The organism is Cupriavidus sp. D384 (genome assembly GCF_001652915.1).
Lineage (GTDB): Bacteria > Pseudomonadota > Gammaproteobacteria > Burkholderiales > Burkholderiaceae > Cupriavidus.
This window is the reverse complement of the sequence record NZ_BBQI01000099.1, coordinates 134,151-155,887: the sequence shown is the minus strand read 5'-3', so window position 1 is coordinate 155,887 and position 21,737 is coordinate 134,151. Positions and strand designations below refer to the sequence as shown.

Annotated in this window: 21 protein-coding genes and 1 riboswitch; of the genes, 11 read left to right on the top strand and 10 right to left on the bottom strand. The window is 65.1% G+C overall.

From position 1 onward, the window contains the following. Window positions 1-69: 69 nt before the first annotated feature. Together A9J21_RS25350 and A9J21_RS25345 are read right to left on the bottom strand one after the other, a co-directional pair. Window positions 70-417, bottom strand: a complete 348-nt coding sequence (locus A9J21_RS25350; protein WP_066740466.1) for a HigA family addiction module antitoxin — start codon at window positions 415-417, stop codon at window positions 70-72. After that, entirely contained in the window at window positions 414-713 is a 300-nt protein-coding gene (locus tag A9J21_RS25345) for a type II toxin-antitoxin system RelE/ParE family toxin (RefSeq protein ID WP_066740549.1), read from the bottom strand. Before A9J21_RS25345 ends, A9J21_RS25350 begins: the two co-directional genes overlap by 4 nt. Before the next feature lie 191 nt (window positions 714-904). On the opposite strand from A9J21_RS25345, the gene A9J21_RS25340 reads away from it, so the two are divergent. From A9J21_RS25340 to A9J21_RS25330, 3 genes are all read left to right on the top strand, one after another. Beyond that, a complete protein-coding gene (locus tag A9J21_RS25340) occupies window positions 905-1,777 on the top strand; it encodes a helix-turn-helix domain-containing protein (RefSeq protein ID WP_066740465.1) in 873 nt (290 codons plus the stop codon). A gap of 108 nt (window positions 1,778-1,885) precedes the next feature. After that, window positions 1,886-2,048: riboswitch (FMN riboswitch) on the top strand. A 128-nt stretch (window positions 2,049-2,176) separates the two neighbouring features. After that, on the top strand, window positions 2,177-2,863 hold the full coding sequence (ribB, locus tag A9J21_RS25335; protein WP_066740463.1) for a 3,4-dihydroxy-2-butanone-4-phosphate synthase: 687 nt from the start codon (window positions 2,177-2,179) through the stop codon (window positions 2,861-2,863). Window positions 2,864-3,035: 172 nt separating this feature from the next. After that, window positions 3,036-3,605, top strand: coding sequence for a surface-adhesin E family protein (locus A9J21_RS25330; RefSeq protein WP_066740459.1), 570 nt, complete (start codon window positions 3,036-3,038; stop codon window positions 3,603-3,605). A 46-nt stretch (window positions 3,606-3,651) separates the two neighbouring features. Here the strand turns inward: A9J21_RS25330 and A9J21_RS25325 are convergent, their stop codons facing one another. Further along, window positions 3,652-4,053 carry an RT0821/Lpp0805 family surface protein gene (locus A9J21_RS25325; protein WP_066740455.1) on the bottom strand — a complete coding sequence of 134 codons (402 nt, stop codon included), beginning with the start codon at window positions 4,051-4,053 and terminating at the stop codon, window positions 3,652-3,654. A 561-nt stretch (window positions 4,054-4,614) separates the two neighbouring features. Between A9J21_RS25325 and A9J21_RS25320 the strand changes: the two genes are divergently transcribed. After that, window positions 4,615-6,129 (top strand): glucan biosynthesis protein G, encoded by a 1,515-nt coding sequence (locus tag A9J21_RS25320; RefSeq protein WP_156546154.1) that lies wholly within the window; start codon window positions 4,615-4,617, stop codon window positions 6,127-6,129. Beyond that, a complete protein-coding gene (mdoH, locus tag A9J21_RS25315) occupies window positions 6,102-8,708 on the top strand; it encodes a glucans biosynthesis glucosyltransferase MdoH (RefSeq protein ID WP_082926598.1) in 2,607 nt (868 codons plus the stop codon). Before A9J21_RS25320 ends, mdoH begins: the two co-directional genes overlap by 28 nt. 74 nt (window positions 8,709-8,782) lie before the next feature. Here mdoH and A9J21_RS25310 read toward each other — a convergent pair whose 3' ends face one another. Next, window positions 8,783-9,364 (bottom strand): hypothetical protein, encoded by a 582-nt coding sequence (locus A9J21_RS25310; protein ID WP_066740449.1) that lies wholly within the window; start codon window positions 9,362-9,364, stop codon window positions 8,783-8,785. Window positions 9,365-9,625: 261 nt separating this feature from the next. On the opposite strand from A9J21_RS25310, the gene A9J21_RS25305 reads away from it, so the two are divergent. After that, window positions 9,626-10,840: a Bcr/CflA family multidrug efflux MFS transporter gene (locus A9J21_RS25305; protein ID WP_066740447.1), complete on the top strand. Its 1,215-nt coding sequence runs from the start codon at window positions 9,626-9,628 to the stop codon at window positions 10,838-10,840. A gap of 18 nt (window positions 10,841-10,858) precedes the next feature. Here the strand turns inward: A9J21_RS25305 and A9J21_RS25300 are convergent, their stop codons facing one another. Together A9J21_RS25300 and A9J21_RS25295 are read right to left on the bottom strand one after the other, a co-directional pair. Continuing rightward, a complete protein-coding gene (locus tag A9J21_RS25300) occupies window positions 10,859-11,719 on the bottom strand; it encodes a mechanosensitive ion channel family protein (protein ID WP_066740545.1) in 861 nt (286 codons plus the stop codon). Window positions 11,720-11,952: 233 nt separating this feature from the next. Next, a complete protein-coding gene (locus A9J21_RS25295) occupies window positions 11,953-13,155 on the bottom strand; it encodes an ammonium transporter (protein WP_066740445.1) in 1,203 nt (400 codons plus the stop codon). A gap of 561 nt (window positions 13,156-13,716) precedes the next feature. On the opposite strand from A9J21_RS25295, the gene A9J21_RS25290 reads away from it, so the two are divergent. The 3 genes from A9J21_RS25290 to A9J21_RS25280 all read left to right on the top strand — a co-directional run bounded on the left by A9J21_RS25290 (window position 13,717) and on the right by A9J21_RS25280 (window position 15,152). Beyond that, window positions 13,717-13,998 carry an HU family DNA-binding protein gene (locus A9J21_RS25290; RefSeq protein ID WP_008651272.1) on the top strand — a complete coding sequence of 94 codons (282 nt, stop codon included), beginning with the start codon at window positions 13,717-13,719 and terminating at the stop codon, window positions 13,996-13,998. A gap of 180 nt (window positions 13,999-14,178) precedes the next feature. Beyond that, window positions 14,179-14,667: an acyl-CoA thioesterase gene (locus A9J21_RS25285; RefSeq protein ID WP_066740443.1), complete on the top strand. Its 489-nt coding sequence runs from the start codon at window positions 14,179-14,181 to the stop codon at window positions 14,665-14,667. 23 nt (window positions 14,668-14,690) lie between these two features. Then, window positions 14,691-15,152, top strand: coding sequence for a CreA family protein (locus A9J21_RS25280; RefSeq protein ID WP_066740441.1), 462 nt, complete (start codon window positions 14,691-14,693; stop codon window positions 15,150-15,152). Between the two features lie 40 nt (window positions 15,153-15,192). Here A9J21_RS25280 and A9J21_RS25275 read toward each other — a convergent pair whose 3' ends face one another. From A9J21_RS25275 to A9J21_RS25265, 3 genes are all read right to left on the bottom strand, one after another. After that, entirely contained in the window at window positions 15,193-16,959 is a 1,767-nt protein-coding gene (locus A9J21_RS25275; RefSeq protein WP_066740439.1) for a class I adenylate-forming enzyme family protein, read from the bottom strand. Window positions 16,960-16,983: 24 nt separating this feature from the next. Further along, window positions 16,984-17,748: an SDR family oxidoreductase gene (locus tag A9J21_RS25270; protein WP_066740437.1), complete on the bottom strand. Its 765-nt coding sequence runs from the start codon at window positions 17,746-17,748 to the stop codon at window positions 16,984-16,986. A 213-nt stretch (window positions 17,749-17,961) separates the two neighbouring features. Next, entirely contained in the window at window positions 17,962-18,864 is a 903-nt protein-coding gene (locus tag A9J21_RS25265; RefSeq protein WP_066740436.1) for an arylamine N-acetyltransferase, read from the bottom strand. A gap of 215 nt (window positions 18,865-19,079) precedes the next feature. Between A9J21_RS25265 and A9J21_RS25260 the strand changes: the two genes are divergently transcribed. Then, a complete protein-coding gene (locus tag A9J21_RS25260) occupies window positions 19,080-19,577 on the top strand; it encodes a DUF962 domain-containing protein (protein WP_066740434.1) in 498 nt (165 codons plus the stop codon). Window positions 19,578-19,850: 273 nt separating this feature from the next. Then, window positions 19,851-20,312 (top strand): HU family DNA-binding protein, encoded by a 462-nt coding sequence (locus A9J21_RS25255; protein ID WP_066740433.1) that lies wholly within the window; start codon window positions 19,851-19,853, stop codon window positions 20,310-20,312. A 127-nt stretch (window positions 20,313-20,439) separates the two neighbouring features. Here the strand turns inward: A9J21_RS25255 and A9J21_RS25250 are convergent, their stop codons facing one another. Next, a complete protein-coding gene (locus A9J21_RS25250) occupies window positions 20,440-21,432 on the bottom strand; it encodes an isopenicillin N synthase family oxygenase (protein ID WP_066740432.1) in 993 nt (330 codons plus the stop codon). Between the last annotated feature and the right edge of the window lie 305 nt (window positions 21,433-21,737).

The following is a 21,737-nucleotide window of genomic DNA, read 5'->3' as shown; positions in this document are numbered from 1 at the left end:
GCATACCATCCGCATGTGACGCCGCATCGCTGCTGTGGCGCGAACATCACCCAAATGGGTGTGCAGGATTCATGCCGTGATCGGCTCGACGTCCCGGTCGATCGCCGCGCCTGCATAGGCCCGGGCCACCCGCAGCGCGTAGTTGGCTTCGAGCCGGACCCAGAACTCCGCCGACGTGCAGAAAAAGCGGGCCAGCCGCAATGCGGTTTCGGGCGAAATGGCGCGTTCGCGCCAGAGGATGCCTTCGATACGTGTCACCGGCACGCGCAGCGCCACGGCAAGGGCGCCGGCGGACAGCGCATTGGGCACCATGAACTCGTGCAGCAGGATATCGCCAGGCGGGATGGGCGGCGCCGGCTCGCCAGTGACATGGCTGCTGAAATCCGTCCGGGGCAGGTCGTCTCGCCTGAGGCTCATGCTTGCTCCTCGTCCGCGGGGCATTGCGCAACCTCCACATCCCAGGCTTCGCCATTGAGGAAGCGGAAGCACAGATGCCAGTCGCCCTCGATGCGCACCCGCCACTGGCCGCGCCGCCGCCCGCGCATCGGTTCCAGTTCGTTGGCCGGGGCGGCGGCCAGGTCCGGTGGCGACACTGCGGCGTCCAGCATTGCCAGCTTGCGCATGGCGCCGGACTGGATGGCCGGGGGCAGGGTATGCACGTGATGGCCGCAGAACAGCGCGGCCGTGGACTTGTCGGCAAGGGAACAGATCATGTGGTTGGCCCGCATCGAGATAGAGGGAAAGCGGACATGCTAGGGGGCGCCGCGCGCCAGCGAAATGCGACGAATCTGAAAGACGCCGGCTTTATGGGTCTAATCTGGGCCCGATCCGGCACGGGCGTGAATGACGGCGATTACCTGGCAGGTAGTCGTACAGCATCCGGCCATGTGCTGTAATGCGTTGCATGGAAACGCTCACGCCTGGCTCCGAAGCCGCTCTCGACTTTCCCGGACTCCTGCGCTACTGGCGCGGCAAGCGCGGCTACAGCCAACTGGCGCTGTCGCTGGCGGCCGGGGTGTCACAGCGCCATATCAGCTTTCTCGAATCGGGTCGCGCCCGGCCCAGCCGCGAGATGGTGCTGGCGCTGGCCGACCGGCTTGGCGTGCCGCTGCGCCAGCGCAACCGGCTGCTGCTGGCAAGCGGCTATGCCCCGGCCTACAGCGAGAACACGCTGGGCGCGCCGACCATGCAGATGGTGCGTCACGCGATTTCGCTGATCCTGTCCAAGCAGGAGCCGTATCCGGCGGTGGTGCTGGACCGCTTCTGGCATCTGGTCGATGCCAACGACGCGTACCGGCGCATGCTGGCGCAACTGCTGGGCAAGCGCCAGCCGGCGGTGCTGGACGGCCAGGGCGGGCGCCTGAACCTGATGCTGGCGGTGTTCGATCCCAACGGGTTGTGGCCGGTGCTGGAGAATGCGCGCCAGGTGGGCCGCTATCTGCTGCGTCGCGTCTCACAGGCGTTGCAGGTGCAGGCACACGACCAGACCGCACGTGAGATCTTTCGCCGCATAGCCGAATGGCATCCGGACATGGTGGGTCCCGGCGGCGTGCTGCTGGTGGAGGACGATCCCGCCGAGGGGCCGTTGCCGCCGGTATTGCCAGTGGTGGTGCACGCCGGGCGCTTCCGCGCGTCGCTGTTTTCCACGCTGACCACGCTCGGCAACCCGCAGGACGTCACGCTGCAGGAACTGCGGATCGAGTGCTTCTATCCCGCAGACGACGCGACCCGCGAACTGTTCGAGGCGATGGCGGCCACTGCGGTGAAGTCGTCGTAGCCGGTGCATTGCTACTGGGAAACTCTTTCCAGGTAGCAGTTCGGCCAAAAAAGCACAGTCGTGCTAACATCGCCCCGCCGTCGTGGCATGCAGGCTGCGGCGGCATCGTTACGTCTTCAGGGCGGGGTGAAAGTCCCCACCGGCGGTATGTGGTCACTGTCGAAAGGCAGGGTTGCCACGAGCCCGCGAGCGCCCGCATTCCCGTGCGGGGTCAGCAGACCTGGTGAGAGGCCAGGGCCGACGGTCATAGTCCGGATGAAAGAAGATGGGCGGAATCCGCATGGCATTCCCACGCGCGAACGGCATTGCCCGTGCGCGCGGGCGGAGCGTTGTGCGCGGTTGCGCTGATCGTTCCCCTGAAACGCCCATGGAAACTTCATTGCACGGAGCGTTTCACCAATGCTGACTCTCAACCAAAGCCATCTTTCCGACCTGGCCGCTGGCGATCTTGCCACGGCCGAAGCCGACCCGCGCCCGCTTGCGGAGCGCATCGCCCAGGCGCTGGACGCCATGCGCGAAGGGCGTCCCGTCGTGCTGCTCGACGACGACGACCGCGAGAACGAGGCCGACCTGATCCTGGCCGCCGAACGCCTGACCAACGCCAACATGGCGATGATGATCCGCGAATGCAGCGGCATCGTCTGCCTGTGCCTGACCGCCGGCAAGGTGCGCCAGCTCGGTCTGCGTCCGATGGTCGAAAACAATCGCAGCCAGTACGGCACGGCCTTCACGGTGTCCATCGAGGCGCGCGAGGGCGTGACCACCGGCGTCAGCGCGGCCGATCGCATCACGACCATCCGCGCCGCCATTGCCGATGATGCCGGCACCGATGCGGTGGTCAGCCCGGGGCATGTGTTTCCCCTGGTGGCCGTGGACGGCGGCGTGTTGCAGCGACGTGGCCACACCGAAGGCTCGGTGGAACTGGCCCGCATGGCCGGCCTGTCGCCGGCGGCGGTACTGTGCGAACTGATGAATCCGGACGGCACGATGGCGCGTCGGCCCGAGGCGCTGGCCTTTGCGCAGATGTACCAGTTGCCGGTGCTGACCATCGCCGACCTGGTGGCGTGGCGCGAGCAGCAAGGCTGATCATCGCAGCGATAAGGGTGGACTGATCCTGCGCAAACGACGCGCGAATATCGCGCAGGAATGACGCGTGGGAGGCGTATTCCGGCCACTTCGTTCGTCGCGAGTTGTCGCGTGGGCCGCGGGCTGTGCGAAAATCCGGGGCTTCTTCCCGTCCTTACGAGGGTACCCCCCGATGTTTTTCCGCATGCTCGCACGCACGGCCCTGCTCGCCGGCGCGTGTTTCAGTGTGGCGGCGCAGGCCGAGTCCAACGGCGCGCCGTCCTTCAGCAATCCTCCCGCACGTGCCGCCGCGGCAAGCGGTCTCTACCAGTGCCAGGGGCCCAATGGCGGCACCATCTTCCGCGGTTCGCCGCGCGAAGGGTGTACGCAGGTGGCGTCGCCCGATCCGGGTGCGCCTGACCCCCAGCGTTGGCTGCCGCTAATGGGCGCCAATGGCGTGATTTCCTATCTGGACCAGACGTCGATTCGCCGGCGCGGGCCCGAGGTGGGCGTGGTGCTGGTGCACAATGCGCCGCCAGGAGTGATCAAGACCGCCAGCGGCGACACGATCCGGTCGTCGCTGAAGCGGATGGTGCTCAACTGTGCCACGTCGATGTACGCGGTGATCGAGCAGACGCTATATCCCAAGCGCTACGCCCGTGGCGACTCGCTCTATACGATCCGTGGCCCGCAGGCCGGCATGCCGCAACAGGCGGTGTCCGGTACCCTGGCCGGCGAACTGGTGACGCGCCTCTGCCATTGAGCAGGCCGCTGCCGGGCAGCGGCCGCATTGCTACGGTGCCGCGGCTTCAGTCTTCGACGTGCCGCGCCTTCCACGTGCCGTTCGACTGCTTGCAGAACCAGCCCGACCAGGCCTCGGTGGCGCTGCCACGCTTGAGATCAGACTTGAGCCGGCGGCACTTCTGACCCTGGTCGGTCTTCGTGGCGATCGGGGTGATCGTTCCATCGACGGCCTGGCGGCGGTTTTCGGCCGGGTAGTGCCATTCCACGGCCTGGTTATCCTCCGTTTCATTGAGCGCCTTGCCAACGGATTGCTGCAGCGAGGCCGCTTCCTTCTTGGTCAGCGTGCCGATGATGCTGCCGGACAGATAGGTCTGGAAATACGCGAACGCGGGTTGCGTGGTGCCCAGGAGCAGGGCGCAGCCCAGGCTGGCGGCCAGGGCCGGACGGGTTAGGCGCCGTACGTGCATGTCGATTCCTCGTGGCTGAAAAAACCGGTGGGTGAACGGGGCGATTGTAAGCGCCGTGCCCCGGATTCGGTGCATCTCAATGCACAATCGCGCATGCATCTGCCCGATTGATGGTCCACCCCCCGGACATCAGCGCCCCTTCATGGCGCCTTCCCGCGCATGATCTATGCTTGACTTCAGCCTTTGAGCGCACGCGCGAGGCGCCTTCCAGCCCACAGGCGAGACATTTTGTTGCAAAGGTTGCGGTGACGAAACGTGACTTTTAAGGCTCGAATTGTTAAGGTTTCGCATCGCATTGCAACAATCCCGACAAGCGTACGTTGCGCGCATCCCGACTGTATCGGGCCTGCGTACTATTGCCGCGTCTGATGCGCCGCACGCTGGTCCGTCTTTTGCTGTAGCCACTCGTTGAAGTTTCCTGACGTATTCCGGTGCGGTCGCTTCGTCCGGCCGCCTGCTTCCCTGCCAACCCTGTCTACGGCCTTCATGTCCGCATATCCGACGTCGTTCCGCCCTGTCCAACGCCCGACCGCCGCGCCCGCGCGCCGCTTAGCCGGCAGGATGTCAGGGCTGGGGCGCTGGATTGGCGGCGGCATGCTGGCCGTGCTGGCCCTGACCGCCCACGCATTCGATTTCGAAACCGTGGCGGCGCGCGCGCGCCAGCTGTCGGCGTCGCCGTACAAGCCGCCCAAGGCGCAGGAACTGCCGCGCGAGCTGAAAGAGCTGACGTACGACCGCTATCGCGAGATCGAATACAAGCCCGAGCGCTTTGCCTGGCGCGGGGCCCGGCTGCCGTTCGAGATCTCTTTTTTCCATGAGGGCATGGTGTTCGACCAGCCCGTGCGGATCAACGAGGTGGTCAACAACAGCGTACGTGAATTCCGCTTCGACCCGGCAGCGTTCAACTACGGGCCGCACAAGGTGGACCCCGCCAAGCTCAAGGGGCTGGGATTTGCCGGTTTCCGGCTGATGTATCCGCTGAACCAGGGCAAGCGCAAGGACGAACTGGCGTCGTTCCTGGGGGCCAGCTACTTCCGCGCGCTGGGCAAGGACCAGTGGTATGGCTTGTCGGCCCGCGGCCTGGCAGTCGATACGGCGCTGAACTCGGGCGAGGAATTTCCGCGCTTTACCGAATTCTGGATCGAGCGGCCGTCGGCCAACGACAAGCAGCTGACGATCTATGCGCTGATGGACTCGCGCCGCATGAGCGGCGCCTACCGCTTCATCATCAAGCCCGGCAACGAGACGGTGATGGAGGTCAAGTCGCGCCTGTTCCTGCGTGAGCACGTGACCAAGCTTGGCCTGGCGCCGCTGACCAGCATGTACCTGTTTGGCGAGAACCAGCCATCGCCCACCACCGATTTCCGCCCCGAGGTGCATGACTCCGACGGCCTGTCGGTGCAGCTTGGCACCGGCGAATGGATCTGGCGTCCGCTGGTCAATCCCAAGCGCCTGCTGGTGACGTCGTTCGCCGCGAACAATCCGCAGGGCTACGGCCTGATGCAGCGCGACCGCAATTTCGACAACTACCAGGAGATCGGTTCCTGGTACGAGCGCCGTCCGAGCGGCTGGGTCGAGCCCAAGGGCAACTGGGGTTCGGGCCGCGTGGAGCTGGTGCAGATTCCGACGCCGGACGAGACCAACGACAACATCGTGGCGTTCTGGGTGCCGGATAACCCGCCCAAGCCGAAGCAGGCGTTCGACTACGAGTACCGGCTGAAGTGGCAGAAGGATGGCGAAAACCTGCCGCCGCTGTCGTGGGTCACGCAGACGCGCCGCGGGCAGGGCCTGACGCGCAAGCAGGACGACACCAGTTTCTCGCTGGTGGTGGATTTCGAAGGCCCCGCGTTCAAGAAGCTGCCCGAGGAGGCACGCCTGGACCCGGTGGTATCGGCAGACGCCAACGGCGAACTGCTGAAGACAACCGTCCAGCGCAACGAGGCCACGGGTGGCTGGCGCATGACGATGTTCTTGCGACGCAAGGACGAGAACAAGCCGGTTGAGTTGCGCGGCTATCTTCGCAACGGCAATACAACCCAATCCGAGACATGGAGCTACATCTTACCCCCAGGCTAAAGCAGCGCCCGGCCCAGGCGGCGGCAGCATGCGAGCGCTATGTCGACCGCCTGCCGGCTTCGCCCGAACTGCGTAGCGAACTGCTGGCCGATACCCCGAAATCGCTGATGTCCAGCGTGCCGGCCGAGGGTATCGAAGTGCCGTCGGCCATGATTGAATTGCAGACGCGTCTGGCCGGTCGCGATCCGAAGGACAAGGAAGCTTCCGATTTGAATGACGGCAGCGCCCCGGGTGGGGCAACCTACGCATCGGTGGGTCGTCGCTTTGCGATGGCCTATGGCAACCCGCAGGTGGACGGCGAACCGCTGCTGCAGCGAAACGACGACGGCACCGTGCGCGTGAATACGGGGCCGGACCCCGAGCGCGCCTCGATGGTGCCGCGCCAATGGCCGCCGCATATCGTCTGGGGCGGCATCCGCAACGCCTGGCGCCGGATGCTGGGCCGCCCGCCCGTGCCCGAGACCTGGGACACCCTGCACGACGGCCCCGACGCCGAAGGCAAGTGGCACCCGGCCGGCTCGCACCGCCGCTGGTTCCTGCTGGCGCTGGTGGTCGGGCAGACCATCATGGCCACGTACTTCATGTCGCGCGTGCTGCCGTACCACGGCGCCGATCCGCTCGAAGTGGCTATCCTGACGCTGTTCGCGATCCTGTTCTCGTGGGTCTCGGCGGGTTTCTGGACGGCGATGATGGGCTTCCTGGTGCTGTTCAAGGGGGGCGACAAGCACCTGATCTCGCGCAGCGCGGCCAGCGATGCGCCGCTCGACCCGTCTGCGCGGACGGCAATCATCATGCCGATCTGCAACGAAGACGTGACGCGCGTCTTCGCGGGCCTGCGTGCCACGTACGAATCGCTGGAACGCGCGGGCGAGCTGCAACACTTCGATTTCTTCGTGCTGTCCGATAGCGGCAATCCTGACCTGCGCACCGCCGAGCACGATGCGTGGATCGAGCTGTGCCGTGCCGTGGGCGGTTTTGGCCGCATTTTCTATCGCTGGCGCCGCCACCGCGTGAAGCGCAAGACCGGCAATGTGGCCGACTTTTGCCGCCGCTGGGGCAGCAAGTACCGCTACATGATCGTGCTGGACGCCGACAGCGTGATGAGCGGCGACTGCCTGGCGACGCTGGCTCGCCTGATGGAAGCCAACCCGGGCGCGGGCATCATCCAGACCGCGCCGCTGGCCGTGGGCCGCGACACGCTGTATGCGCGGGTGCAGCAGTTTTCCACGCGCGTCTATGGTCCGCTGTTTACGGCGGGATTGCATTACTGGCAGCTTGGCGAGTCGCATTACTGGGGCCACAACGCCATCATCCGCATCAAGCCGTTCATGGAACACTGCGGGCTGGCGCCGCTGCCAGGCAAGGGGCCGCTGTCCGGCGAAATCCTGTCGCACGACTTTGTCGAGGCCGCGATGATGCGGCGGGCAGGGTGGGGCGTGTGGATTGCCTACGACCTGCCGGGCTCGTTCGAGGAACTGCCGCCGAACCTGCTGGACGAGGTCAAGCGCGACCGCCGCTGGTGCCAGGGCAACCTGATGAACTTCAGGCTGTGGATGAAGCAGGGCTTCCATGCCGTGCACCGGGCCGTGTTCCTGACCGGCATCATGGCCTACGTGTCGGCGCCGCTGTGGTTCCTGTTCCTGCTGCTGTCCACGGCCGCGCTGGCCAAGCACGCGCTGGTGCCGCCCGAGTACTTCACCAAGCCGTACCAGCTGTTTCCGACCTGGCCCGAATGGCATCCGGAAAAGGCGCTGATGCTGTTCTCCGCCACCGCCACGCTGCTGTTCCTGCCGAAGCTGGCAAGCGTGATCCTGCTGCTCAAGGACGCGAAGCAGTACGGGGGCGTGGTGCGCCTGTTCCTGAGCATGCTGATCGAAATGGCGCTCTCGGCGCTGCTGGCCCCGACGCGCATGCTGTTCCATACGAAGTTCGTGATCGCGGCATACAGCGGCTGGGGCATTTCTTGGAAGTCGCCCCCGCGCGAGGACGCCGAGACCACGTGGGGCGAAGCCTTCCGCCGCCACGGGTGGCACACGGTGCTGGGCCTGGTATGGGGTGCGGGCGTGTACTGGCTGAGCCCGGGCTTCATCTGGTGGCTGCTGCCGATCGTGGGCTCGCTGGCGATGTCGATTCCGCTGTCGGTAATGCTGTCGCGTGTGTCGCTGGGCCGCGCCGCGCGCCGTGCCGGTTTGTTCATGATCCCCGAGGAAACCTACGTGCCGCGCGAGATCGTCGAAACGCAGCAGCATGTGGAAAGCGCCCAGGAAACGCCGCGCTTCGTCGATGCCGTGGTCGATCCCGTGACCAACGCGCTGATGTGCGCCACGGCCACGCCGCGCACGGTACAGCCGGAGCCGGCCAGGCTGCAGCATGCATCGCTGGTGCAGCACGCGCTGACCCATGGCCCGGGTTCGTTGTCGCCGGCGCAGAAGCATGTGCTGCTGGGCGACCCGTTCGCATTGTCGAAGCTGCACGAACTGGTCTGGGGATCGCCGCTGGCGGACGCCGCGTGGAAGGAAACGCGGGTGCTGCTGCGCCGCGCGCCGAACGTGCTGCCCTTGCGGCCACGGGCGGCATGAACTGACGGTACCCGCAATGAAAACGGCAGGCTCAAGGCCTGCCGTTTTCATTGCCCGTTTCAAACGGATGCGTTTCAGCGCAGCGCAGATACGCAGATCGGTGCGTTGATATAGACGTCGCCCACGCGGCGCTCGCCGCGGTCGTTGCGCGTCATGTAGCGGAACATCATGCTGACGCCGAGCTTGGTCAGGATTTCCACGTCGCGGTTGGCGCAGATGTTGCGCTGGAGCGGCGCGGCGTAGTTCACCTCGAAGCTGGCCAGGTCAAGCATCGGGCCGCGGTAGTTGGTCAGTTCCAGCTGAAACAGCACGTGCTTGCCCGGTATCGACTGGCAGCGGCGCAGGCGCGTCTCGCCATCGATCTCGATGGGCAGGATATCGTTGAGCTGGCGGCAGGCGCGCGCCAGCACACTGTCCGGGCGATTGGTACTGCGCAGCAGTTCGGGGACGCCGGCCGCACCGGTGTTCTGTCCGGTGGCCGCGCCCTTGAGCATGCGTGACAGGGCCTCGGCTTCGTCGACCGCCACGGGCGCGGACGACGATGCCGGTGCCATGGCGGGCGGCCTGCCAGGCGCTGCCCATGCGGGCAACGGCGGCAAGGCTGCCAGTGCAACCAGGCTCAGCGAAGCAATAAACGGCGTATGTCGTATGGTCATGCAGGATAACGTTGCCGGGGACGGGTCCCGTGATCCGTCTCCCGCGATGCGTCTGACTGCGTGGTCTGGGGTACATCCGTCCCGACAGGCAGGCATTGTACCCTCCACCCCGCCACACGTGAAAGCAGCGCCACCCGTGGTGCCGCACCGGCAGCCGGTTTGCGGCAGATTTTCCACGGTACTTCTGGTGACTTGACGCCCGCTCCGCCAAGCGCTTGCACGCTATGCAACAATTGCGGCTTGTCCTACCGGAACCCTTTCATGACGTCCTCCACAAGCGCGCGCACCGACGCGCGCTTTCCGCTCTGGCTGCTGATCTGCGCGTCGCTCACCGCCATCGCACCGCTTTCCATTGACATGTACCTGCCCAGCTTTCCGGCGCTGGCGGCCGATCTGCATACCGATATCGGCAGGGTACAGCTGACGCTGGGTACGTTCCTGGTGGGGTTGGCCATCGGACAGGCGTTCTACGGGCCGGTCAGCGACCGGTTCGGCCGCAAGGCGCCGCTCTATGCGGGCCTGACGATCTATGGCGTGGCCGCCGCTGGTTGCGCGCTGGCGTCTAGCGTGGAGTCGCTGATGGTCTGGCGTTTCCTGCAGGCGCTGGGTGGCTGCACCGGGCTGGTGGTTTCGCGTGCGGTGATTCGCGACCGGCTCGAGGCGCGCGAGTCCGCGCGGGCCTTTTCGTCGCTGATGCTGGTGATGGGCCTGGCGCCGATCCTGGCGCCGCTGATCGGCGGCGCGGTGCTGGCGGCCACGGGCTGGCGCGCGATCTTCTGGATCCACTGCGGCGCGGCCGTGCTGCTGCTGTGGCTGATCCATACGCGGATGGAGGAATCGCTGGACCCGCAACGCCGCCGCACGCTGCATCCCGGTACCGTGCTGCGCGGTTACTGGGAGCTGTTGCGCGACCGTGAATTCCTGGGCTATTCGCTGTCCGCCGGGTGCGTGCAGGGGGGCATGTTCGCCTATATCGCAGGCTCGCCGTTCGTGCTGATCGAACTGCATGGCATCGATCCCTCCCACTACGGCTTTGTTTTCGGGGCCAACGCATTTGGCCTGATCGCGATGTCGCAGGTCAACGCGAAGCTGGTGCGCGCCCGGGCGCTGGACGATGTGCTACGCGTCGCGCTGATCGCGCCATGCGTGGCGGGCCTGACGCTGGCAGCCGCCACGCTGCTGGGCTTGGCCTCGCTGCCGGTGCTGCTGTGCTGCTTCTTCGTATTCCTGGCCGGGCTGGGCTGCATCACGCCCAATGCGTCGGCACTGGCGCTGGCGCATCAGAGCCATCGCGCCGGCACGGCGTCGGCCTTGATGGGCACGCTCCAGTTCGGCTTCGGCACGCTGGCCGGTGCGGCGGTCAGCGTCTGGCACGACGGTACGGCGCTGCCGCTGGCCGTGGTGATGGCGGTCTGCGGCAGCGGCGCCGTGCTGCTGCGTCTGTATGGGCGGGCCGGCATGCGCCAGCCCGGCTGATCGCTGCCGCTTGCCGGCTCAGGCGGCCTGGTTGGCCGGCTGGGTCAACGGCACGGCCGGTGCATTCTGCATGACCACCATCTGTGCGGGCATCGGGGCGGCGAATCCGGCCGCGCCGAAGCTGTCGCGGATGGTGCGGTTGGTATCGAAATACACCTGCCAGTAATTGTCGTTATGGCAGTACGGACGTACCGCCAGCACCGGGCCCACCAGCGTGAATTCCAGGATCTCGACGTCGACCGGCGGGTCGGCCAGCACGTTCGGGATGGCGGCCAGTTTTTCCTTGAGCAGCGCGATGGCTGCCGTCGCGTCGGTGGTGCCGGCCAGTTGCGCCTTCAGTTCCACGCGCCGGAACGGATTGGCCGTGAAATTCTGGATCGTGTCGCTGAAGATCTTGTTGTTGCCGATGACGGTCAGGACGTTGTCCGGGGTGTCGAGTGACGTCGCAAAAAGACCAATCTCGCGCACCGTACCGGTCACGCCGCCCACGGTCACGAAATCGCCCACCTTGAACGGACGCAGGACGACCAGGAAGGCGCCGGCGGCGAAGTTCGACATCAGCCCGGACCAGGCCATCCCGATGGCTACGCCGGCCGCGGCGATCAGCGCCGCGAACGTGGTGGTCTGGATGCCGAAATAGCCGAGGATGCCGATCACCAGCACCACATTCAGTGTGACGGTGACAATCGATCCGACATAGCGCAGCAGGGTGGGGTCGACGCTTTGCTTGGACAGCGAGTTCTGCACCAGGCGCACCACGAAATGGATCAGCCAGCGGCCCACTACCCAGAATGCCAGCGCGGCCAGGATTTTCACGCCGAATATGGTGGCATAGCTGTAAATGACGTCGCGGATGCTTTGCAGCGAATTGGTATCCATGAACATGCTCCTGTGATTTATGGGCAGGAAAAACCGGGGACAGCAAAACGGAGGGTGCTGTCGATAATGTCAGGATCACAAGGCACGCCTGTGTCGGCGTTTACGGAAACGGCAAGGGCATTATTGGGCGCCCGCCGGCGAAAGTTCAAGTCAATCTTTTTTGCGCGCCAAGTAAAAACGGCCGGGTAAATGCCCCGGCCGTTTTTTCACGCAATGCTTTACAAATCCGTGGGTTACCAGTTCGTTTCACGCTCCGGCGTGGCCGAGATCCGGTGCAGCGTCAGGTCCGCGCCGTTGAATTCCTCTTCCGGGTCCAGGCGGATGCCCACCAGCTTCTTCAGCGTGCCGTAGACCACCGTGCCACCGATCAGCGCGACCACGATACCCATCAGCGTGCCGGCCACCTGGGACACCAGCGACACGCCGCCCATACCACCCAGCAGGTGGCTGCCGAAAATGCCCGCGGCAATGCCGCCCCAGGCACCGCAGAGGCCGTGCAGCGGCCAGACACCCAGCACATCGTCGATATGCCATTTGTTCTGGGCCAGCGTGAACATATGAACGAACAGCAAGCCAGCCACGACGCCGGTTACCAGCGCGCCCAGCGGATGCATGATGTCGGACCCGGCACAGACCGCCACCAGCCCGGCCAGCGGGCCGTTGTACGAGAAACCCGGGTCGTTGCGGCCGGCCGCCCATGCCGCCAGCGTGCCGCCGACCATCGCCATCAGCGAGTTGATGGCCACCAGGCCGCTGATCTTGTCGATGGTCTGCGCGCTCATCACATTGAAGCCGAACCAGCCCACTGCCAGCACCCAGGCGCCCAGCGCCAGGAACGGGATGTTCGACGGCGGATGCGCGCTGATGCGGCCATCCTTCTGGTAACGGCCACGGCGCGCCCCCAGCAGCAGCACGGCGGGCAGGGCGATCCAGCCACCCACGGCATGCACCACCACCGAACCGGCGAAGTCGTGGAACGGCGCCCCGGTCACCGAGGCCAGCCAGTCCTGCACGCCCAGGCGGTTATTCCAGACGATGCCCTCGAAGAACGGATAGACAAAGCCCACCAGCACGAAAGTTGCCATCAGCTGCGGGTTGAACCGCGAACGCTCCGCAATGCCGCCCGAGATAATCGCCGGGATGGCCGCGGCGAACGTTGCCAGGAAGAAGAACTTAACCAGTTCGTGACCATTTTTCTCGGCCAGCGTCTCGGCGCCGGCAAAGAACTGCACCCCGTAGGCAATCGTGTAGCCGATGAAGAAGTAGGCGAGCGTCGACACCGCGAAATCGACCAGAATCTTTACCAGTGCATTGACCTGATTCTTCTTGCGAACCGTGCCAAGTTCCAGAAAGGCGAACCCGGCGTGCATTGCCAGCACCATGATCGCGCCCAGCAGGATGAACAAGGCATCCGTGCCTGTCTTCAGGTTGTCCATCGTTACCTCATGCTCAAAATGGGAGCACGGATAAGCAATTAGCGTTCCAGTTTTGGCCGCAAAACAGGGATTGCAGCGCCAAATCAGGGCGTTACGCACACAACTGGCGATGACTGCATCCGGAAATCGGGCCGTCGCGGAAGCGCGACGGGTCGATCCTGGGGCATGGATGCGCCAAAATGACGCGCGCCGCAGGGCGGAATGGAACGTGAATGGTGCATGACGCGTTCATGCACCGGAATCGGGCGGGTTGCCTGTTACCGGGGCGGTGGCAAACCGGGGTATAAATTGCGCATTCCGGTGGACAAACGGCAACTTTCTGTCGGTTTCACAAAGTGCGTCGTCCGATACGTCCAGTCTCCGAAATGTGATGTGCCGATTCGGAAAACAGAGGGGTAAAAACCCCGCTAAGTCTTGTCAGGGAACGATTTCCGGCAGTTTTCGTTGCATCGGTGCCACTGGGGATTGCTCAAGCCGCAAAGGGCAGATTAGACTGCGCCGATCGGACTTTTGCCACTTGGGAAAAGTCCGGTGACGACGACCAAACAAGGGAAATCAGCCATGAATAAAGGTGAACTGGTATCGGCCATCGCCGCGGAAGCAGAACTCAGCAACGCCGCCGCCGAGCGCGCGCTGAACGCTGCGCTGGACAGTATCAAGAAGGCAGTCGCGAAGGGTGACTCGGTCACGCTGGTGGGTTTTGGCAGCTTCAGCTCGGGCAAGCGTGCTGCACGTACCGGTCGCAATCCGCGCACCGGCGAAACGATCAAGATCCCGGCCGCCAAGACGGTGAAGTTCTCGGCCGGCCAAGGTTTCAAGGACGCCGTGAACAAGAAGAAGTAAGCGCATCGCGTTCCAGGAAGTACAGAAAGCGGCCTGCAGGGCCGCTTTTCTATTTTGTCCCTCGGATTATTCAGACTGTCTGGTGCCTGGCAGCGGAAAAACGCGCCGTCCGGTATGCCATGACGCGGCGCACCGGGTTACACTGCCCGCGCCTCAGGCTCGATTTCTGGATTTTCTGCGATGAATGATTTGTCCCACCAGCTGTCCATGACCGTGCTGATGACGCCGGACATGGCCAATTTCTCCGGCAATGTCCACGGCGGCACGATCCTCAAGTACCTGGATATGGTGGCCTACGCCTGCGCGAGCCGCTATGCCGGGCGGTATGTCGTGACGCTGTCGGTCGACCAGGTGGTGTTCCGCCAGCCGATCCATGTCGGGGAACTGGTGACGTTCCTGGCAGCGGTGAACTTCACGGGCCGCAGCTCGATGGAAATCGGCATCAAGGTGGTGACCGAGAACATCCGCAGCAAGGTGGTTCGCCATACCAACAGCTGCTATTTCACGATGGTGGCCGTGGACGACAACGGCACGCCGGCCGAGGTGCCGCCGCTGCAGCCACGCGACGAGGTGGAGCGCCAACGTTTCGAAGCCGCCAGGCAGCGCCGCGCGCTGCGCCAGGAAATGGAGCGCCGCCACGACGAGATCAAGGGGGCGACGACCGAATGACGCCCAGGCCGTTGCGCATTTTCATGGCAGTCGGGCTGGCCTGTGGCCTGGCCACGCTGCTGGCCGCCGCCCATGCCGAGGAAATCGGTAGCGTTTCTACGAATTTCCGCGTGACGGGGTCGGACAAGGTCGTGATCGAGGCTTACGACGATCCGCAGGTCGACGGCGTGACGTGCTACGTGTCGCGCGCCCGCACCGGCGGCATCAAGGGCACGTTCGGCATGGCCGAGGACCCGCCCGAGGCGTCGATTGCCTGCCGCCAGGTGGGTACGATCGCGTTCAAGGGGCCGCTCAAGGCGCAGGAGGACGTGTTCTCGGAGCGCATGTCGATCCTGTTCAAGACGCTGCACGTGGTGCGCGCGGTTGATCGCAAGCGCAATACGCTGGTCTACCTGACCTATTCGGACAGGATTGTCAGCGGCAGCCCGCAGAACGCGGTGACGGCCGTCCCGGTGCCTGCCGGGACGCCGATTCCGGTGAAGTAAGGGCCTCGCGGCGTCGCCAGTCTCGCGACGCCGCGCCTTCCTATTCGAACAGCTTGCGCAGGTTCGACTTCAGGATCTTGCCGTTCGGGTTGCGGGGCAGCATGTCGTCGCGGACGATGATCCGCACCGGCACCTTGAACGCGGCCAGCTGCTGGCGCACGAAATCCTGCAGCTCGGCTTCGGTGGCCTGTGCGCCCGGCTTCAGGCTCACCACGGCCCCCGGTTCCTCGCCCAGCGTGCGGTGCGCAATGCCGACAACCGCCGCATCCATGACGGCCGGATGCGCATACAGCGCGCTTTCCACCTCGATGCAGTAGATGTTCTCGCCGCCGCGGATCAGCATGTCCTTCATGCGGTCGACGATATAGAGGAAGCCTTCCTCGTCCAGCCGCGCCACGTCGCCGGTGTGCAGCCATCCGTCGACAAAGGTCTTGGCCGTGGCCTCGGGCTTGTTCCAGTAGCCGCGTACGACGTTGGCGCCGCGCACCATCAGTTCGCCGATCTCGCCCGTCGGCAGGGCATTGCCGAAGCCGTCGTCGATCTTCATTTCGCCGATGGGCAGCGTTGGCCCGCTGGCATCCGGCCGGTGGATGTACTCGTCGGCGCTGTGGCTCGTAAAGGTGGCGGATGTTTCCGTCATGCCCCAGCCGATGCCCGGCGCAGCGTTCGGAAACGCTTCCTTGATGCGGCGGACCAGCTCGGGCGACGCCGGCGCACCGCCGTAGTGGACGTTTTCCAGCGACGACAGGTCGAATTCGTCGCGCCTTGGATGCTCGATGATCTGCCACGCGATGGTGGGCACGCCGCCAGCCGAAGTGCAGCGTTCGCGCTCGATCAGTTCCATCGCGCGCAGGGTGTCCCAGCGATACATCAGCACGATCTTGCCTCCGCTTGCCAGCGCGCCGTTCAGCACCGACATGCAGCCCGTGACGTGGAAGAACGGCACGGCCAGCAGCGCGGCCTTCTGCGGGGCATCGGGATTTGCCTCCGGCACCGGCTCGCCGCGCCGCAGCAGGTTGCGCAGCGGGCTGAACTGCGCACAGACCGCCACCGAGCAGGCATTGCGGTGGGTGCCGACGGCACCCTTGGGTTTGCCCGTGGTGCCCGACGTGTAGAAGATCGTGGCGTCGTCTTCGGGGTCGAGCGGCACCAGCGGCAGCGACTGCGACGGCAGCGTCGGCCAGGCGTCGGACTCGCCGATCACCGAGGCCAGCGGCACGATGCGCGCGTCGTCGAACGTGGTGCCGGCCGGCACGCGGGACACGTAGATGCGTTCCAGCGCAGGGCAGTTGGGCAGGTGTTCCAGGATGCGGTCGAGCCGCTCGTGGTCGACGATGGCGATGCGGCTGCCTGAATCCGACAGCCCGTATTCAAGTTCCGGGCCGGTCCACCACGCGTTAAGCGGCGTGACGATGGCGCCGGTCAGCAGCCCGGCATAGAAGGCCACGGGCCACTCGGGCAGGTTGCGCATGGCTACGGCCACGCGGTCGCCCTTGCGCACGCCGTCGCGCACCAGCTGGTGCGCGAGCGCGGTGGCCGCCAGGGCAAACGCGCGATAGCTGACGCGTTCTTCCTCGTAGACCACGAACGTCTTCTCGCCCCACGCCGCGGCAACCAGGAACAGGTCGCGCAGCGTGGGCGGCGCGTTCTTCCAGACCGTGGTGGGAATGCCCCGGATCACTCGCGTCCCGGTTTCGAACGGCGCGCCGGACGCCGTCAGCCGGGCGTGCGCCTCGGCAATCGACATGACCGGCCAATGCGGGCCGGCCTGCGAGGGTTGCTGCGGATGTTGCGGATGTTGCGACATGCGTTGCCTCCCGCGCAAATCAGATCAGATCGTGACGCCCCCGTCCACCACCATGGCCTGGCCGGTCATGAACGTGCTGGCCGCCGACGCCAGGAAACACGCCGCGCCGGCGATTTCCACCGGCTCGCCGATGCGGCGCAGCGGCGCGTTCTCGGTGGACTGCTTGTAGCGTACCGGATCGTCCCACAGCGCCTTGGCGAAATCGGTCTTGATCAGGCCCGGGGCGATGCAGTTCACGCGTACATTGTGCGGCCCGAACTCCACGGCCAGGTTGCGCGCCAGCTGGAAATCGGCCGCCTTCGACACGTTGTAGACGCCGATGGTGGGCGATCCGCGCAGGCCGCCAATCGACGACACGATGATGATCGAGCCTTCCTTGCGCTCGATCATCTGCGGCGCCACCATCTGGATCAGCCAGTGGTTCGAGATCACGTTGTTGTCCAGCACCTTGCGGAACTGGTCGTCCGACACGCCGCTCATCGGCCCGTAGTAGGGGTTCGAGGCGGCGTTGCAGACCAGGATATCCACCTTGCCGAAGGTGCGGTTGGTTTCGTCGACCAGGTTCTGCAGCGCTTCCTTCGACGAGATATTGGCCGCCACGGCCAGCGCGGTGCCGGCGCCGTGTTGCGCATTGATGGCATCGGCCACTTCCTGGCAGGCCTCGGTCTTGCGCGAAGAGATGACGACCTTGGCGCCCTGGACGGCCATTTGCTCCGCAATGGCCCGGCCAATGCCGCGCGAGGACCCGGTGATGATGGCAACCTTGCCCGACAGATCGAACAATGACATGGTGTCTCCTGATATGGAAAGGCAGCGGTCGTGGCCGCCGCCTGAATCGTGAATGGGCCGGGACATTATGGGCAGGCGTCCCCCCTCAGTCCACAGCCCGACCCGCACGGCAGGGCAGATATCAGCAAACTTTCTGCGGGCAATTCACGCGATGCATGAACCGTGCCGCAGCGCGGAACCCCCTGGGTGCGGGCGGGCCGGCGTGCGCACACGCTAGCGTGCCGCCAGCACGGCCGGCAACCGTGCGGCCAGCGCCGCGCGCAGGTCGTCGTCGATACGGATGCCGAAGCGGTTCGCCAGCACGTCGATAACGTCGCTGGCCGTCGCCAGTTCGGTCTTGCGCACCGTGCCGTCGGGCATGCGCTCGGTCAGGCTGCCGTTGCCAAGCGACAGTCGCGTGCCGTCGGCGTCCGTACGGGCGGCGATCAGCATCTGCGTGAAGTGGCTGTCGGGATGTGTCGACACGTACCAGTTGCGCGCCACGTAGTCGATCTGCGGCTGCGGCGTCAGGTCGAAGCGGTACAGCACGCGCCAATCGTCTGCATCGTCAGCATTCCTGCTGGCCCCCGCATCCGGATTGCGGACGGCCAGGTCATAGGCATGGAAGCTCGTGCCCGCTGCGGCGGCCGGGGAGGGCAGCAGCCGGTAGGGCGATGCGGCATCTGCCGGCAGTGACAGCGCCAGCGCGCGATCCGGTGTAGGGCCACCAAAGCCGACGTCCGCCACATGGCTTTCGTGCGCCACTTCCACGCGCAGCAGCATGTGCGACAGCCCGGTGGGACGCGCGTCGGGCACGTTCCAGCGCACGCGGGCGGCCAGTGGCGTCACCGCGAATCCCAGTGCCTTGAGGCCTGCGCAGAACAGCGTGTTCATCTCGAAACAGTAGCCGCCGCGCCGCTGGGCGACGAGCTTGTCGAATACCGCTGGCAGATCGATCTGCACGCGCCGGCCTACCAGTGGTGTCAGGTTCTCGAACGGGATATGCCGCAGGTGGGCGGCAATCAGGGTGTTCAGCGTGTCCAGTGTGGGCGGCGGGGCGGTGTCGATGCCGATCCGTCCGAGCCAGGCATCGCGCTGGTCGATCGTGAGGGCGGGAATCTCGTCTACGGGGCGCATATCGAGGGGGGCTTCAGGAATTAGTAGGGCGGCTCGAACGGCGGGTAGTCCCTCTTCCGGAGCACGCGGCGCGTCACTAATATAAATCCACATCAAAACCCGACGCGCAACGTGGTCTGACGGGCGTGGGCGCCGACGGTGCCGGCGCGCCGCCACGGCGTGAACCAGCGCGGCCAGAAGCGCCTGAAAACCAGCCAGATAAGAGGAGACGCCCCGTGAAAACCCTGATCGATCATCTGTCCAGCTACGCAGCCTACCACCGAGACAGTCGTAACGTCGGCACCCATTTCGTCGGCATTCCGATGATCGTGCTGGCGGTGACCGCGCTGCTGGGCAGGCCCGTTATGCCGCTCGGCGACGGCGCGCTGTTCGTGACGCCGGCCATCGTGGTCTACGTGCTGGCGTGCCTGTTCTACCTGCGGCTGTCGTTCGGTTTTGGCGTGGCGATGGCTGCAATCCTTGCGGTTTTCGTGTGGGCGGGTGCGTGGATTGCCGCGCTTTCCACCATGGCGTGGCTGACGACGGGCATTGGCCTGTTCGTGGCGGGCTGGGTCATCCAGTTCGTCGGTCACTACTTCGAGGGACGCAAGCCGGCCTTCGTCGACGACCTTGTCGGCCTGCTGGTGGGGCCGCTGTTCCTGGTGGCCGAAACCGCTTTTGCGCTGGGCCTGGCGCGCGAAACGCGCGACGCCATGGCTGCGCACGCGCACTGATTCGCGGAAACTTTTCTGCATTCGCGGCGTCTGTCACACGCGAAAGTGGGGGGACGTAGTGCTCCGCAGCGTGTTTGCTGACGCAAACCAGCGACAAAACCCGGGGTTTTCACTTGGTTTGACCTGTCGCATGTGAGAAAACCCCTTTACTTCTGGTTGTTTCCGCTATGATTCAGTGCGTGCCGGCCAGCACGATTCGCATGCGATGCCAAGCGCTATGCTGCGGTGGATGCAAGGGGCCGGGACATCAATCTTCAACTCTCGTATATCGACATGGCGACCAAAGCGAAACCGACCGCGAAGACTGCAACCAAGCCTGCTGCCAAGAAGGCCGCAGCAACCAAGGCACCCGTGAAGGCTGCCGCAAAGAAGGCCGCCGCTCCGGCCAAGAAGGCTGCTCCCGCTGCTGCTCCGGCCGTGAAGCCGCTGAAGGACACCTTCAACAAGTCGAGCCTGGTCGCTCACCTGGTGGCACAAACCCAGCTCGAAGCCAAGGCCGTGAAGACGGTGCTGGCTCACCTCGAAAACACCATCGTTAGCGCGCTGAACAAGAAGGGCGCTGGCGAATTCACGCTGCCGGGCCTGCTGAAGGTGACCGCACAGCAAGTGCCGGCCAAGAAGAAGCGCTTCGGCAAGGACCCGTTCACGGGTGAAGAGCGTTGGTTCCCGGCCAAGCCGGCCAGCGTCAAGGTCAAGGTCCGTCCGCTGAAGAAGCTGAAGGACGCTGCGGCCTGATAGCCGATCCCTTTGGTAGTCGCCAGCCCGATGCCTGCCCAGTGCAGGTGCCGGGCGGCTTAAGACCCCGTGTCTCGCAAGAGCACGGGGTTTTTTGATTTTCGGGCGCCTGGCTGGCGCCCGGGCATCAATACGCCTTGAAGTTCGCCGCCACGCGCTGACGCAGGAAATCCCCCGCCGTGATGGCCGGATGCTGCTTCGCCGGCCCTTCGATCATGGCATTGCGGTTGGCCTGGCAGAAGAACGCCAGGCTGTAGCGCGGCCCCATGTACTCGCCCGGCAGCGGGTTGCGTACGCGGTGGAAGTTCGACGGCAGGCGGTCATCGCTCCAGCGCATCAGCATGTCGCCGATGTTGCAGGTGATGACGTCCTCGTCCGGCGGAATCGGCGTCCATGCCTGGGCTTCCATCTCCTTGCCCGGGCATACCTGCAGGCCGCCCTGACCCTGGCGCTGGAACAGCAGCGTCAGGCAGTCGAAATCGGTATGCGCGCCGGCACGCCAGAGATCGAGCTTGTCCTGCGCCTCGGGAGGAATCGCGTAGTAGTGCAGCAGGCGCAGTGTGCTCTGGTAGTCGGGGGCAGCGGGGTCGTGCGCGCGCGCGAAGAAGTCCGCGTCGAATCCGAGCTTGTCGGCAAAGCACGACAACACCTTCATGCCGACATCCCAGCATTGCCGTTCGAATGCAAGCATCGTGGCCTTGAAGCCGGGCAGTTCGGCGTCGGTGGGCCAGAGCGTTGCCATATGCGGGCGCGTGATCTGGTACGACTCCTTCTGGTCGGGCGTGCCGGTGGATGGCCGCACCTGCGCGCGCGTTTCCCAGCCCGCGTTGTTGGCTTTCTCCAGCGGATACTGGCCCTTGACCGTGTCAGGCAGCGCGAAGAACTGTTCGGTCATGGCAAACGCTTCACGCACGGCTGTCAGGTCGATGCCGTGGTTTTCCAGTTGGAAGAAGCCGATTTCGACGCCAGCCTGCCAGAGTTGGTCGGCAATCTCGGATTTGCGTTGGTCAAAATCCGACAGGTCGATGCGGCGGATCTCGCGCGCATCGGTCTCGGTGCCATGGGCGCCCATGCGCGACTCGCGCGCCAGTTCGTGCAGGGAGAGGGTGGTTTCGGTCATGTCGTTCCGGGTTCAGGAAAAGTTGAACGGGTCCGGCCGACCGGGAACGCTGGATGCCTGGGAAAACAGGAAATCTCTGGCTCTCGAGTTCCGCGGCGGCGCGGACATCAAGAGCAATTTCCTGCCGCCTGCCTGCGCCGATAGGTCGGTCAGGGAACAGGCGGTTGAACGCTTCTACTCTTCGACCACAACCATCGCAGGTTTCGGGCCAACGAAAATTGGACGAATTATGGGTATTTTTCACCGTCACGGCGCATGCCGGGGTCGGTTGTGGTGCGTGCGGGCAGGTGCCGGGGCGGGGATGG

Excerpts from the sequence above, each read along its gene's own strand:
- A9J21_RS25275 (WP_066740439.1), bottom strand. The coding sequence starts at position 16,959 with ATGTCGCAACATCCGCAACATCCGCAGCAACCCTCGCAGGCCGGCCCG.
- A9J21_RS25285 (WP_066740443.1), top strand. The coding sequence starts at position 14,179 with ATGAATGATTTGTCCCACCAGCTGTCCATGACCGTGCTGATGACGCCG.
- A9J21_RS25265 (WP_066740436.1), bottom strand. The coding sequence starts at position 18,864 with ATGCGCCCCGTAGACGAGATTCCCGCCCTCACGATCGACCAGCGCGAT.
- ribB (WP_066740463.1), top strand. The coding sequence starts at position 2,177 with ATGCTGACTCTCAACCAAAGCCATCTTTCCGACCTGGCCGCTGGCGAT.
- A9J21_RS25255 (WP_066740433.1), top strand. The coding sequence starts at position 19,851 with ATGGCGACCAAAGCGAAACCGACCGCGAAGACTGCAACCAAGCCTGCT.
- A9J21_RS25305 (WP_066740447.1), top strand. The coding sequence starts at position 9,626 with ATGACGTCCTCCACAAGCGCGCGCACCGACGCGCGCTTTCCGCTCTGG.
- A9J21_RS25340 (WP_066740465.1), top strand. The coding sequence starts at position 905 with ATGGAAACGCTCACGCCTGGCTCCGAAGCCGCTCTCGACTTTCCCGGA.
- A9J21_RS25270 (WP_066740437.1), bottom strand. The coding sequence starts at position 17,748 with ATGTCATTGTTCGATCTGTCGGGCAAGGTTGCCATCATCACCGGGTCC.
- A9J21_RS25280 (WP_066740441.1), top strand. The coding sequence starts at position 14,691 with ATGGCAGTCGGGCTGGCCTGTGGCCTGGCCACGCTGCTGGCCGCCGCC.
- A9J21_RS25330 (WP_066740459.1), top strand. The coding sequence starts at position 3,036 with ATGTTTTTCCGCATGCTCGCACGCACGGCCCTGCTCGCCGGCGCGTGT.
- A9J21_RS25350 (WP_066740466.1), bottom strand. The coding sequence starts at position 417 with ATGAGCCTCAGGCGAGACGACCTGCCCCGGACGGATTTCAGCAGCCAT.
- A9J21_RS25250 (WP_066740432.1), bottom strand. The coding sequence starts at position 21,432 with ATGACCGAAACCACCCTCTCCCTGCACGAACTGGCGCGCGAGTCGCGC.
- A9J21_RS25300 (WP_066740545.1), bottom strand. The coding sequence starts at position 11,719 with ATGGATACCAATTCGCTGCAAAGCATCCGCGACGTCATTTACAGCTAT.
- A9J21_RS25345 (WP_066740549.1), bottom strand. The coding sequence starts at position 713 with ATGATCTGTTCCCTTGCCGACAAGTCCACGGCCGCGCTGTTCTGCGGC.
- A9J21_RS25295 (WP_066740445.1), bottom strand. The coding sequence starts at position 13,155 with ATGGACAACCTGAAGACAGGCACGGATGCCTTGTTCATCCTGCTGGGC.
- mdoH (WP_082926598.1), top strand. The coding sequence starts at position 6,102 with ATGGAGCTACATCTTACCCCCAGGCTAAAGCAGCGCCCGGCCCAGGCG.
- A9J21_RS25325 (WP_066740455.1), bottom strand. The coding sequence starts at position 4,053 with ATGCACGTACGGCGCCTAACCCGTCCGGCCCTGGCCGCCAGCCTGGGC.
- A9J21_RS25290 (WP_008651272.1), top strand. The coding sequence starts at position 13,717 with ATGAATAAAGGTGAACTGGTATCGGCCATCGCCGCGGAAGCAGAACTC.
- A9J21_RS25320 (WP_156546154.1), top strand. The coding sequence starts at position 4,615 with ATGTCAGGGCTGGGGCGCTGGATTGGCGGCGGCATGCTGGCCGTGCTG.
- A9J21_RS25310 (WP_066740449.1), bottom strand. The coding sequence starts at position 9,364 with ATGACCATACGACATACGCCGTTTATTGCTTCGCTGAGCCTGGTTGCA.